Annotated in this window: 12 protein-coding genes; 5 read left to right on the top strand and 7 right to left on the bottom strand. The window is 40.1% G+C overall.

Going from position 1 to position 13,293, the window contains the following annotated elements; genetic code table 11:
* Positions 1 to 13: 13 nt before the first annotated feature.
* Both BABA_RS06040 and BABA_RS06035 read right to left on the bottom strand, forming a co-directional pair.
* Positions 14 to 1,267 (bottom strand): ABC transporter permease, encoded by a 1,254-nt coding sequence (locus BABA_RS06040; protein ID WP_007084255.1) that lies wholly within the window; start codon positions 1,265 to 1,267, stop codon positions 14 to 16.
* On the bottom strand, positions 1,260 to 2,159 hold the full coding sequence (locus tag BABA_RS06035) for an ABC transporter ATP-binding protein (protein WP_007084254.1): 900 nt from the start codon (positions 2,157 to 2,159) through the stop codon (positions 1,260 to 1,262). The genes BABA_RS06040 and BABA_RS06035 overlap by 8 nt, the downstream gene beginning before the upstream one ends.
* 124 nt (positions 2,160 to 2,283) lie before the next feature.
* Here BABA_RS06035 and BABA_RS06030 point away from each other — a divergent pair, with 124 nt between their 5' ends.
* A complete protein-coding gene (locus BABA_RS06030; protein WP_007084253.1) occupies positions 2,284 to 2,469 on the top strand; it encodes a YhzD family protein in 186 nt (61 codons plus the stop codon).
* Between the two features lie 38 nt (positions 2,470 to 2,507).
* On the opposite strand, the gene BABA_RS06025 is transcribed toward BABA_RS06030, so the two are convergent.
* The 5 genes from BABA_RS06025 to BABA_RS06005 form a co-directional block, all read right to left on the bottom strand.
* Positions 2,508 to 3,299: an enoyl-CoA hydratase gene (locus BABA_RS06025; RefSeq protein ID WP_007084252.1), complete on the bottom strand. Its 792-nt coding sequence runs from the start codon at positions 3,297 to 3,299 to the stop codon at positions 2,508 to 2,510.
* Between the two features lie 146 nt (positions 3,300 to 3,445).
* Positions 3,446 to 5,065: a long-chain fatty acid--CoA ligase gene (locus BABA_RS06020; RefSeq protein ID WP_007084251.1), complete on the bottom strand. Its 1,620-nt coding sequence runs from the start codon at positions 5,063 to 5,065 to the stop codon at positions 3,446 to 3,448.
* Between the two features lie 137 nt (positions 5,066 to 5,202).
* Positions 5,203 to 6,705 carry a coproporphyrinogen III oxidase gene (locus tag BABA_RS06015; protein ID WP_007084250.1) on the bottom strand — a complete coding sequence of 501 codons (1,503 nt, stop codon included), beginning with the start codon at positions 6,703 to 6,705 and terminating at the stop codon, positions 5,203 to 5,205.
* Positions 6,706 to 6,830: 125 nt separating this feature from the next.
* Positions 6,831 to 7,700, bottom strand: a complete 870-nt coding sequence (locus tag BABA_RS06010) for a Cof-type HAD-IIB family hydrolase (RefSeq protein WP_007084249.1) — start codon at positions 7,698 to 7,700, stop codon at positions 6,831 to 6,833.
* Positions 7,701 to 7,883: 183 nt separating this feature from the next.
* Positions 7,884 to 8,231 (bottom strand): YlbF/YmcA family competence regulator, encoded by a 348-nt coding sequence (locus tag BABA_RS06005; protein ID WP_007084248.1) that lies wholly within the window; start codon positions 8,229 to 8,231, stop codon positions 7,884 to 7,886.
* Between the two features lie 153 nt (positions 8,232 to 8,384).
* Here BABA_RS06005 and BABA_RS06000 point away from each other — a divergent pair, with 153 nt between their 5' ends.
* Genes BABA_RS06000 through BABA_RS05985 form a run of 4 tightly spaced genes read left to right on the top strand, consistent with a single transcriptional unit; the run spans position 8,385 to position 13,270 of the window.
* Positions 8,385 to 9,770 (top strand): YheC/YheD family endospore coat-associated protein, encoded by a 1,386-nt coding sequence (locus BABA_RS06000; protein ID WP_007084247.1) that lies wholly within the window; start codon positions 8,385 to 8,387, stop codon positions 9,768 to 9,770.
* Positions 9,767 to 10,870 carry a YheC/YheD family endospore coat-associated protein gene (locus tag BABA_RS05995; protein ID WP_007084246.1) on the top strand — a complete coding sequence of 368 codons (1,104 nt, stop codon included), beginning with the start codon at positions 9,767 to 9,769 and terminating at the stop codon, positions 10,868 to 10,870. The genes BABA_RS06000 and BABA_RS05995 overlap by 4 nt, the downstream gene beginning before the upstream one ends.
* Positions 10,848 to 12,212: a YheC/YheD family endospore coat-associated protein gene (locus BABA_RS05990; RefSeq protein ID WP_007084245.1), complete on the top strand. Its 1,365-nt coding sequence runs from the start codon at positions 10,848 to 10,850 to the stop codon at positions 12,210 to 12,212. Before BABA_RS05995 ends, BABA_RS05990 begins: the two co-directional genes overlap by 23 nt.
* On the top strand, positions 12,209 to 13,270 hold the full coding sequence (locus BABA_RS05985) for a YheC/YheD family endospore coat-associated protein (protein WP_007084244.1): 1,062 nt from the start codon (positions 12,209 to 12,211) through the stop codon (positions 13,268 to 13,270). Before BABA_RS05990 ends, BABA_RS05985 begins: the two co-directional genes overlap by 4 nt.
* Positions 13,271 to 13,293 lie beyond the last annotated feature (23 nt).

Raw genomic sequence — 13,293 nt, 5'->3', positions numbered from 1 at the left:
AAAGCCTTAAAAACTATTTATTCTTTGTCAATTGCAATGCCTTTTTAATATCTTTATAGGAATTAGACTTCCCGTACATTAAGACGCCGCCTCGATAGACACGGGCACCAAATATGGCTAAGACTGCAATGGTTGCAACGAGTATAGCGATTCCCAAGATAGCCTCCCAAGCCGGGATTGTCAGCATACCGACACGCAAGAACATAATCATCGGTGTGAAGAAGGGAATATAAGACGTGGCGGTAATAAATGGTGCATCAGGTTTACCAAGTCCAAACATCGCAATCATAAATCCTGCCACTACCATCAGCGTCATTGGCGTAATCATCTGCTGTACATCCTCAATCCGGCTGACAAGTGAACCCAAAAAGGCTGCAAGCGTCGCATAAAGGAAATAGCCGAGAATAAAGAAAATGACGGCATAGATGATGGTGGCCGTTGGGATATCACCAAACCCGTAAACACCAAAAAAGCCTTCTTTTAATGATTCCATGTTTTTGGTTAACGAGAAGTAACCGACTATCAGAAATGCTGCTAATTGCGTCAGACTTAACAGACCGATGCCTACTATTTTCGCAAACATTTGCTTGATTGGTGAAACACTTGAAATTAATATTTCCATTACCCGTGAGGACTTTTCTGTAGCTACCTCCATCGCAATCATATTAGCGTACATAATAACCGCAAAATAAATGATAAATAGGAGTACGTAAACAAGTCCCCGAGCCTGATTCAGTTCCTCTTCTGTTTTGGCATTCTTCTCAAGCGCCACTTTTTCAAAAGAAACAGGTTCATAAAGCTTTTGAAGCTGTGCCGGTGCCAAATTAATCTGGGAAGCTGCCAACATCGTTTTGACTTGCTGCAATGCTGTTTGTAAATCATTAAATAGTGAGGAGTCCGCGATGCTCATGGCTTTATAGGTTGCTATTGGCAGTTTTTCATCATTAAGCCCCAATTGAATAACGCCGGAAACATCCCCTTTTTCTACTGCTTTCTCCGCTTCCTTCTCACTACCGTTGTAAAGTTTTAGGTTAATATCTTTGTTAATTGATTTTAGCTGTTGTTTAAAAGGTTCGTAAAGCTGCCCGCTTTCATCAAGTACGGCAACATTCTCTTTTCCGCCATTTTTATCAAATAAACCTATTATATTATTAATATTTGTTAGGGCGAGGACAATCAAAACAGTGATGACCGTCGTAACGATGAACGATTTACTTTTCAGTTTGTTTAGATAGGTATGAAATAAGATAATCCAAAAGCTATTCATAAGAATTACCCACTTTCTCGATAAAGATATCATTTAAAGAAGGCTCTTCGAGGGCAAATTTTCGGATGAATCCATTATCGACTATCTCCTTTAAAATACTTTCTGCCACTTTCTCTCCTTCTATTTGTAAAAGAATCCCTTCCATTGTTGGTGTTGCTTTTACAACCCCAGGATAATCTTTCAATGAATCTAAAGAAAAATCAGCATGGATGATGAGATTCTTTTTGCCAAACTCACGTTTAATCTCCTTTAAGGCTCCATGAACGACAGGCTTTCCTTTATGCATTATACAAAGATGCTCGCACATCTCCTCGACATGATGCATTTGGTGGCTGGAGAATACTATGGTTGCCCCATTTTGCTTAAGGTTTAAGACAGCATCCTTGAGCATTTCCACATTGACCGGATCAAGCCCGCTAAATGGTTCGTCGAGAATTAATAATTTGGGTTTATGTACAACAGCGGCAATGAATTGAATTTTCTGCTGGTTCCCTTTTGACAGCTCCTCAACTTTTTTGTTTTCATACTCCGGAATTTTAAATCGCTCCAGCCAAGATTTTAATTCAATCAGTGCCTCACTCTTTTGCATCCCTCTTAATCTCGCTAAATAGACGATTTGATCTCGAACTTTTAGCTTCGGGTATAATCCTCTTTCTTCGGGAAGATAACCGACTAAATGGCTGGTAGAATAATCAATCGGCTGCTCATCCCAGGTTATTTTTCCAGCGGTACTATCGAGTAAACCTAAGATCATCCGAAACGTAGTTGTCTTTCCAGCCCCGTTTGCCCCTAAGAAACCAAACATTTCTTTTTCAGGGATCGTTAACGATAAATCGTCAACGGCCGTAAATTGGCCAAACCGTTTAGTAACGTGTTCAAGTTTAAGAACCATTTCCCCACACTCCTTTCCTTCTTTATTACGAATATAACATAGATTGGTTTCATTTTCCTTTTTGCACTATTTTAAGAATTGTGCAAAAATAGTAATATATAAATTTTTTAAAGGGGTTTTTGTAATGAAGTTTTATAAATTAACCGCGTTTGAAGCAAATGGAGAAAAGCTTGTAGACGAAACCTTTCAGGCAGAAAATGACGATGCAGCAAAAAAACAAGGGGAACAACTATTAGCAGAGAAAAACTTATTAGAAAAGACACATCGCTGTACTTCACCTACCGGTAAGCTCTTGCTATTCCATTCGTGACACAAGCAGGCGCATGAGTCATTCATGCGCCACTATTTTTATTTTCCTATAAATCGTGGTTTCCTTTTTTCAATAAATGCCTTGATTCCTTCTTGATGGTCAATCGTTTCCCGCATTTTTTGCTGGCCAAATTTTTCTAACTCTAGCATTTTTAATAATTGCGGGCGATTCTTTTCAGCCAATATTTTTTTCGTTTTAATCATTGCCTGAACTGGACGGCTTAGCCAATCTGCGATTCTCGTATCCAAAGCCTCCTGAAGGTCATGATCTGCTACCTCTTGAATCAGCCCAAGCTTAAACGCTTCTTCAGCACCGAGCATTTTTCCATCCCAAATTACCTGCTTGGCCTTTGTCTCACCTAATCTTTTTTCTAAAAAGAAATGAGCACCGCCGTCAGGAATCAAGCCAATACCAATAAAATTCATTGCCAGTATGCTAGTTTTATCTGCGATAATATGGTCTGTCGCCAATGCTAAACTAAAACCCAAGCCCGCAGCGGCACCCGACACAGCACTTATGGTAAGTTTCGGCATGCTATAAAGAGTGATGATTAATTCACTTATGCAATCCATCACTGGAAAGAAATCGCTCTCATTCAGGTTTGAAAGCATTGTTTTAATATCGCCGCCAGCTGAAAAGGCTCTCCCCTTGCCTGTTAGGACAACAATATCGACATCATCAGAATCACTTAATTCCTTTAGTTTGCAAACAAGCCCCTTAATGACATCTGTATCCATCGCGTTTAATGTTTCCGGTCTGTTCATTTCCAGTGTAGCAACGCGGCCATCGACCCGCAAATTTACCTTATCCGTTACAAAATTGATTGACACGGCAAATTCCCCCTTTACATTCATTCAATTCCATTATATATGGAATGACCAAGAATAAAAACAAGCTTTCTTAATATATTGAATTTTCTTTCCTCATTAAAAAGCCAAAGCAAAAGGCAAAGGAAAAATCCCCTGCCCCCTTTTCATTAACTTTTTCGCGATACTTCTTTTTGAACCTGATCACGTAAGGCCATCTTCAGAAATTTTCCAACTGAAGTCTTCGGAATTTCCTCAAGGAAGAGGATTTCATCTGGAATCCACCATTTAGCAAACTGTGGTGTCAGAAATTCTAGCAATTCTTCTTTTGTCGTTTTCCCTTTAAATGCATCCTTTAAGACGACACACGCAAGTGGCCGTTCCTGCCATTTTTCATGAGGTATTGCGACAACGGCCGCTTCAAATACTGACTCATGTGCCATTAGAGCATTTTCTAAATCCACCGATGAAATCCACTCACCACCACTTTTGATTAAATCCTTTGTCCGGTCAACGATTTTTACAAATCCCTCTTCATCAATCGTGACGACATCACCTGTATGGAGCCAGCCATCGTGGAAGGCATCCTTTGTCCGTTCATCTTTATAGTATTCAGAGGCAATCCATGGACCGCGGAGGCATAATTCCCCCATTTCTTTTCCATCCCAGGAGACTTCGCCATCCTTCCCAAGGACTTTCATTTCTAACCCTGGAACAATGGTTCCTTGTTTTGCCCGCAATTCTAGTCTATCTTCATAATTTAATTCTTCTTGGTAGCTTTTTAGAGTGGAAAATAGCGCTAGCGGACTTGTTTCTGTCATTCCATATGCGTGCATGAAAGGTACATTATATTTTTGTTCAAAGGCCTTAATCATCCCTTTTGGTGCTGCCGATCCACCGCATAGAATGCCTCGTAAACTGCTCAAATCATAGGAACCTTCATCAAGTTCTTTAAGTAATCCAAGCCAGATTGTTGGAACACCGCTCGTAATGGTAACCTTTTCTTGTTCAATCAACTCCGCCAATAATTTAGGCGTGAAATATGGCCCTGGAAGCACAAGCGTTGTCCCAAACCAAACTCCAGCAAACGGCATTCCCCAGGCATTGGCATGGAACATGGGGACAACTGTCAATGCAATATCTTTTTCACTTATGGCAGCACTGTCGGCAAGGCCTAATGCCATACTGTGGAGAAAAATCGCTCGATGAGAATAGACAACGCCTTTTGGGTTTCCTGTTGTTGCAGATGTATAGCACATACCAGCCGGATCATTTTCATTAAGATCTGTTGGATAGTTGTATTCAGGATTTGCTTCTTCTAAAAGCTTTTCATAATGGTACACAGGAGAGAGTTTTGTTTCCGGCAATTCTTTTTCATCGGTCATAATAATAAAAGCCTTAACCGATTTTAATTCTGCCGCGCAGCTTTCGAGTAATGGCAGGATGTCTGAGTCAACGAGAAGAACCTTATCTTCTGCATGATTGATAATGTAGGATATATGCTGAGGTGATAAGCGAATGTTGATTGTATGCAAAACGGCACCCATACAGGGAACAGCAAAATAGGCCTCGAGGTGGCGGTGATGATTCCAGGCTAATGTTCCTACCTTTTCACCTTTCGTTACTCCTAATTTGGATAGGCTATTGGCAAGTCTCCTCGTTCTTTCGGCAACTTGTTTATAGGTAAATCTGTGGATGCCGCTTGCCGTCCTTGATACCACTTGTTTCTTTGGAAAATACTTTTCTGCCCTCTCAATCATTTGGGTCATCGTTAAAGGTGTTTGCATCATAACTACTTTCTCCCCCTCCAAAAATGAAAGCGTTTTTATTTACCCCATTGAAGTGTATGGGGCAATCCATGTAAGTATTCGACATTCGGAATAATTTATCCTTTATTAAGAACCATAAAACAAAAAAATCCCCCTGCTCATTTTAAGCAGGAGAATAACCCGTCTAGAATTTTTATTTTATCGTTAGTATAGGCTTCAAAGCCGTCATTATAGGATTTTGGATCTTTTGGATTGGCAAAGTGTGTAATTTTTCCGGTAATCGGGTCAATAAATTTGCTCGCTGCCCCGCAGCCAAGTCCAATAATCGTCTGCTGCTCTTCCATGATCATAATATTATAGATACTTTCTTGATTAGGGAATGAGTAGCCGACATTCTCAAGATTGCCAAGAATGTTCTTTTGTCTGTATAAATAATATGGGACATAGCCGTGATCTTTCGTCCAATCCTGAGCAAGCTCCATCATACTTTCGACTTCTTCACGTTCAGCAACCTTATATTTCGCTTTATTCTTAGTCATTTCCGATGCCCGCTTGAATGACAACGTATGGACAGTCAAAGACTCAGGCATTAACTTTTTCGTTTCGGCTAAGGAATGGGCAAATTCTGATATCCCTTCACCCGGCAGGCCGATAATTAAGTCCATATTTATATTATTCATACCCATTTCGCGTGCTAAATGGTATTTTTCAATTGTTTCGGTAACGGTATGATGTCTTCCGATAGCCTTTAATGTTTCTTGCGTATAGGATTGCGGATTAATACTGATTCGATCAATATGCCACTTTTTCAAGATCTCTAATTTTTCAGGAGTAATCGTATCGGGCCGGCCCGCTTCAACCGTAATTTCACGGATATTTTCTACATCTGGAAACGACAAGTACATTTCCTCATAAAGCATATCCATCTCTTCTGCTGTAATACTCGTTGGCGTACCGCCGCCATAGTATACCGTTGTAATCCGGACTCCATTTTCCTTCAGCCAGGCACCAATTTTCTTCATTTCATAATGGAGCCCGCCTAGGAATGAATCCACAGAGCCTTGCCTGCCGTTAATGGCATAGGCAGGAAATGTACAGTAGGCACATTTTGTTGGGCAAAAGGGGATGCCAATATAAATACTGACTTCTTTTTGCAGTGAATACAGATCCGGAACAACAGCAAGCTGGCGGTCAACGATTTGCTGCATCAGCTCGATTTTTTCGTCTGTAATTAAGTAATCATCCATTAATTGCTGATGAGCGAACTGTATCGGTACCCCTTCTCGCACTTTACGATGAAGTAATTTGGTTGGTCTGACTCCCGTTAAAATGCCCCATTTTTGAGTAATGCCTGTCCAATCTTGAAGAACTGTTAAATAAACATGGGCAACCGCATTTTTTATTTGTTTAAATCTTTCCTTTTCAGAACCTGACGGGAACATTTCCTTTTGATAATCAGAGGCAAGTATTTTTCCGCTTTTGTCTGTTAATTCGGCAGAAACAGAGATATCTTTCTTGACTTGCAAATTAAATATTATTTGTATATCAGCTTCTTCAGCATTTCCCCTGATAATCTTCGTTTCTTCAAAAAATAAATTGGCAATGAGCTGCAGCGGCCGGTTGAATCTTTCATCCTCTATCCCTAGTATTGAAATTCGCAATAATATCACCTTTTCAGTCTAAACTTCCTTAAGTGTACAGAATCGCGAAAACAAGGTCAATACAGTGGATTTATTTACAAAAACAAAAGATACCAAAGGCAATTGCCGATGATATCACTTTGAGGTTATTTTCTTATTATTTTCATCTTTTTTAAAAACTCAATTGGCTGCTGCTTGCGAAAGTGTTCCTTTACCATATAGGCAACACCATGTTCATTTTCTGATCTTGTTACCCAGTCGGAAGCTCGCTTTACCTCAAAGTCGGCATTCCACATTGATACACCAAGACCTGCGGCTTCAATCAAAGGAATGTCATCCAAACCATCCCCGATATAGACCATTTCACTTTTGCGAATGCCTAGTTGACTACCCAGATAGGAAAGGCCGGATAGCTTTGAGGCACCGGCAGGAACAATATCCACCCTTAAGGAATCAAGCTCGATTACATCTATCTCGGTAAACATTTTACCTAGTGCATTTTTAGCGTCTTTTAAATCCCGTTTCTCTTCAAAATAAACCTCAATCTTTGGCGGTGTAACCGGCTGGTCATGTAAATACTCGCTCAAAGAAGAGACAAATTGTTGGGAATAGAAAACAGGATCACCTGTAGTAAAAACCGTTTTTGCTAACAAATGATTGTGCAGCTTTATCTTATTGGCTAAGGAAAATTGTTCATGGACAAGGCGGATTTGACATGGTAATGCCTCTAGAAAACGAACTGTATCATAAGTGATGTCCTCATTGATTCTTTTTACATAGACCGGTTTTGATTCTACCCCAGCAATATAGGCCCCCTGATGTGTAACCAGCGGTGCTTTTATTTTTAACGCCTTAGCCACCTTTTTGGCGGAAGGAAAGCTACGCGATGTAACTAGCGTGACATAAATTCCTTTTTGCTGGACATAGTCAATGGCTTCCCTTGTTGACTTATGAATTTTTCCATTCGTTTGAAGAAGCGTCCCATCAATATTTAACGCGAGTAAGCGATAAATCATGTTGTTGCCCCCTGTTCTTGGTGAAATTGCCTTTCTTTCACTTTTATGACCTTTCACTCATTTATAGAACAGGAAAGATGGAAATGCCCTCAGAACGTAAAAAGCCCTCGATACGAATACCGAGGGCTTATCGAATTGTCCAGCTCCAGCGCCCGCTGACGAGGGCGCTGGCGCATTTCTTGTTTACATGTTTCCGTATAAATCTTCTAATGGTTTCATAATGACCTTGTTTAATTCACCGATAATCATGCTCATCCGCTGCTCTGCTTCCATAAGATGTGAAATTTTTGGATTTTGCTGTACAAGGCCTACTGTTGACTGCGCCTGTTGGATTTCTTGTTCAGAAATATCCTGGCCCATCATTTGTTTTTGCTGCAGATTCATTTGGATTTGACGGAATTGGTCAAACATTTGTTTTGCCTGCGGATCAGCATTCACTTCGTTATAGGCCTGCTGAAGTTGTGTGTACTCAGCGCTTTGACGGATCGCTGTCTCTAACGCATATGCGGAATCATATAAATTTATTGCCATTTATGGACACTCCTTTTTAAGTAAATAATTCTTCACAACTATAACAAACTATTCATTTAAATGCGAGAATGTTCATATCACCATCATTATTCTCTTTACATACATTACTATATCAATGATGAATGCCTATTTACCTGCAAATGAGGAGTGATCATGTCATATTCATTAACCCCGATAAGGATAAAACTGATCCCTAAAAAATGGACAATTAAAGATTGGCAAATCCAAATGTCCAACGTATTGGTTACCCATTTACAATTAAACAAGAACCGGAAGCTGAACATCACAGTAGGGCAAAAAACAATTTCCTCAGAAATACAAATAGCAGAAATAGCAGTTAATGAGATTCATCTTCCCGAACTTATGATAAAGGCTTTTGAGCTTCCTATTCAATGCTATACATTTCAAGCAATCGTTTTTTCTAAAAGTCACACGCTTAAACTCGGGCCAGTGATTGGTTTACTAACCGATTTCAAAAAAAATCAGTTGGACGAACCGCACTTTCGCACCATTCATTTGTTTTGCGAAGAGCTTCATCACGGTATTGTCGAGCATGGCGGCTTCTTTTACGTATTTTCATTTGACAAATTTTCAGACACAGGTTATTACCTTGTGGATGAAAAATGGGTTCCGGCAAAGCTTCCCTTGCCAGATGTCATTTACAACCGGATTCATTCCAGAAAACTAGAAAACTCAAACCCTTATAAGCAGTTTCGCCAAAAACTTGACCAATTCATGATTCCATTTTTTAATGACCGCTTTCTTTCAAAATGGGAAGTACACCAAAAGTTAAGTATTGAAAGTCAGCTATATTCCTATATTCCTGAGACAAAAATATGTTCAAAAGAACTATTTTATGATTTTGCCCAAAAATATGAATCTATTTTTCTTAAACCCATTCATGGCAGTCAAGGCAGAAATATTATCAAAGTAAGCCAGGAAGATAATCAGCATTATACCTTTCGAACTTCATTATCAGAACTGTCTGACCATTTTAATAAAAGATATTCCTTAGATGAAATATATCAACAAATCAAACCGCTGCTTCATCATCAAATCTACATTATCCAACAAGGTATTGCCTTCATAACGCATGAATCTACGACAATGGATTTTAGAGTTCTATGCCACAAAAATCGAAATGATCAATGGATCGTAACATCTACTGTAGCTAGAATTGCAGCGGAGAAGGAGTTTGTCTCCAATTTGGCAAAAGGCGGCACGCTTACAAGACCCTTGAATGCTTTACGAACATCTATGTGTGAAAAGCAATCCTTAGATGTACTTGCACTAATCAAGGAATTGGCCCTCGAAACAGCTGAGGTAATCAGCCGCCACTCAGAAGGGATAACGGGAGAACTGGGCATCGACATTGGTGTTGACCGAGAAGGAAAACCTTGGTTAATCGAGGTCAATTCTAAGCCGTCGAAAAACTTCGAAGATGGTTTAGGAAAAATAAGGCCATCTGCTAAAGCGATTATCCAATTTTGTTCGAAGCTAGCCTTTGATGCGGCTCTAGAAAAGGAGGATCCAAATTGATTATATTTGGAATCATGACATTAAATATGGAAAGTGAACGTTCTTATATAAATGAGATGGCCGGCGTTGCTGAATCGTGCGGCATGGAGGTTTTTCGATTTGTTCCATCTGCGATCAACCCCCGCACCCTTCAGGTAAAGGGGCAAAAATTCGACTCCGAAACCAAGTGCTGGATGGATGCGGAGTTACCGATCCCGAACATCATTTACGACCGCTGCTTCTACGGAGAGGATGAACATTCTAATCAATGCCTGCCAATCGTCTCTTGGTTAAAAAGCAGAAATGATATTACCTTTTTAGGTTATGGTCTGCCTAATAAACTTGACTTGTATTATGCTGTAAAAAACACGCCCTTATCATCCTATTTACCAAGATCACAATCCGTTTCTGAACCCGCGGTCGTTTTAAATGAACTCACAGCGATGAAAAAAGTCATTTTAAAGCCGATAAACGGCTCACAAGGTTACGGTATATATTACGTAAAGAAAAATGATAAAACCTATCATGTAAAAACAGAAAAGCAAAAAAAGATTATTTCACGAATTTTCCCAAATGAAACCAAGCTCATTCAATGGCTTAAACCATTGTTGAAGCAGCGAGGCTATCTTTTACAGCCGTATCTTGAACTGTCCAATAATGAACAGCAGCCTTTTGATATCCGCACTCTTCTTCAAAAAAATGAGCATGGAGCTTGGGTAGAACGAGGTAATGGAATTCGCACTGGCACCACCGGCGGGATCCTTTCTAACCTAAGTGCCGGCGGTACAGTCATCACCTTTTCAGAATGGCTTTCCTCCGTTCCACCCGCTAAAGGTGAATATATCCGTCAGGAATTAGATTATATTCTTAGCAGGCTCCCTGTTATTCTAGAAAAAGAGTTTTTGCCCTTATTTGAAATTGGCGTAGATATCGGTATCGCTAAAGATGGATCTATATGGATTCTTGATCTCAATTCAAAACCGGGTAGAAAGGTTCTGTTACAGACCCGGCCGGAGTTACAGAAAACCCTTTACCATGCACCACTTCTTTACGGAAAATACCTTTCTCAGACGGAGCAAATAGAAAGGAAGACCAATTATGAGAAAACATTATCTCATTGAAGTTGTACAAAACGATCAATTAATTATCTTTTGCCCACCGGCACTCGTTTATGATAAGCAGATCAAAGGAATTGCTTTTGGGTCGCAATCTATGGAGGTTGAATTTCTCCCTCATCCCGACCAGGATGATCGAATAGTCATCAGCAGGAAAATTCAAGAGGCGATCCAGTTTCCTCATTTTAAGGTACCACTGCATGCCTTTGTGGAAAATGAAGTTCTCTATATTGGCCCGCTTGTTGGGATCTTTACTGCCGGATTTACCTCCATACCCCAGCAGCCTATTGGCGAAAGAACATTGTTTTTTTCAAAACTGCTTTCTGTCAATAAATCAGTTGGGGTCTTGCCTTTTGTCTTTGGGGAGCAACATATTGACTGGGAGCAAGGGGTCATTGAAGGATACTTCTTTCATGACGATGGTTGGCAAACCGTCCCGGTTCCTTTCCCAAATGTCATTTACGACCGCCTTCCCAATCGTAAAAGCGAAGGAAATCCGAAATTAATCAAGGTAAGGGAACGACTACAAAAAGAATATCTCATCCCGTGGTATAATCCCGGATTTTTCAATAAACTGGATATTTATGAACGACTGCAGCAGGATGCTTCGATAACGAATTATCTCCCTGAAACCTATCCGTTTACCTCCTTTTCTGATATCGAAACCATGCTCGCAAAATATGGTCATGTATTTATCAAACCAAAAAACGGCAGCCTTGGACTTGGTGTACATCAAGTGATTTATGACAAACATACTGACGTATATTATTGCCGCTACCAAGACAACCAAGGTGTAAACCGTTTGCGAAAATATTCTAGTTTAGAACGATTGTTCCAATCAGTATTTGCTCATCAAGCACTTGAAAAGATGCTCGTACAGCAAGGGATCCACCTGCTCAGAAACGAACAGCGTGCTGTTGATTTTCGCGTCCATACGAATAAAGACGATCAGGGAAAATGGCATGTAACCGCTATCGCAGCAAAAATTGCTGGTTCTGGCAGTGTGACGACACATGCCCGCAGCGGCGGGAATATTAAAACAATCAATGAAATTTTCCCAGCGGAAGAATGTGATCTATATAAGGAAAAGCTTTCGAATGCTGCGCTTCTGCTTAGTACCGCCCTTGATGCAAATGTCGAGGGGATTATTGGTGAGATTGGCTTTGATTTAGGCATCGATCGCAACGGGGAGATATGGCTCTTTGAGGCCAATTCCAAACCAGGAAGATCTATTTTCAGCCATCCGGAATTGAAAGAATTTGATTACCTCACACGGAAATTATCAATTGGCTTTGCCGTATTTCTTACCGAGCAGTCCTTATTACATCCAGAGGAACTATTTAAATGAAAGCACATAATTTATCACCTTTGATTGGCATTATGACGTCACAGAAAGCCGATGGAACCATCGCTGGGAACGGCCCGCTTTTTACTGAGCTGCAAAAAAAGCTTATTTCATTAAATGGAATAAGCTTTGTCTTTATTCCTGAAGACGCGGCGGAAAAGTATATTATTGGGTATACGTATTCACCTGAAGACAATCGCTGGCTTAAGAAACGATTCCCCTACCCTGATCTTGTTTACAATCGGATTCCGTTTCGAAAATCAGAGCAGAACGAGCAAAGCCAGAACTTTTTTTCAATCTTAAAAGAAAGAAACATCCCCTTTTTTAACCCATGTTTTATCGATAAATATGAACTATATCAATTGTTGAAAAACCATGATCTACTTAAGCAATACTTGCCGCAAACAATCCTTGTTAATCATAAAAAGGGGTTATTTTCTTTTTTAAATAAATATAAAGAAATTTACTTAAAGCCGCGGCAATCTTCAAAAGGGAAAGGGATCTTTCGTTTAAGGATGACTGATTTTTCCCGAATTGCACTAGAGGGAATTAATAAGCAAGAGAGCTATAAATCGTTCCACCACTTTTGGGATCATTGGAACAAGATGCTTCTTGAAAAAAACTATCTGGCACAGGAGGAGATCAAATCAGCAGAGTATGAAGGAGACCGTTTTGATTTTCGAATCCTAGCACATGCCAACCATGAGGATTACGTGTTAACAGGTGTAGGGATCAGGCAGTCTCATGAGCAGGCGGTTACCACCCATATTCCAGCTGGCGGCAGACTCCTTCCCTATAAGCTTTTGCAATCAGACGAGCACGATCAGTTTTTTCAAACCATTGTCCCCCATGTCGGCAAAGCCCTATCAGATCAGTTCGGTTATTTTGGGGAATTTTCTATTGACGCCGGTGTAAGTAAAACAGGTCAATATTATCTATACGAAGTAAATTCAAAACCGATGAGTTTTGATGAAACGGAGATTGAAGAAGGTAAAATTGAGCAGCTTTGCCACTTATTCATGCAATTGGCAGGTTTCAGAAATGATCAAAATTCCATTTAACTAATTCCGCAAAAAAGGTAAGC

Origin of the sequence: Neobacillus bataviensis LMG 21833, assembly GCF_000307875.1 — a bacterium.
GTDB classification, from domain to species: domain Bacteria; phylum Bacillota; class Bacilli; order Bacillales; family Cytobacillaceae; genus Neobacillus; species Neobacillus bataviensis.
This window is presented reverse-complemented; position numbering and strand designations above follow the sequence as displayed.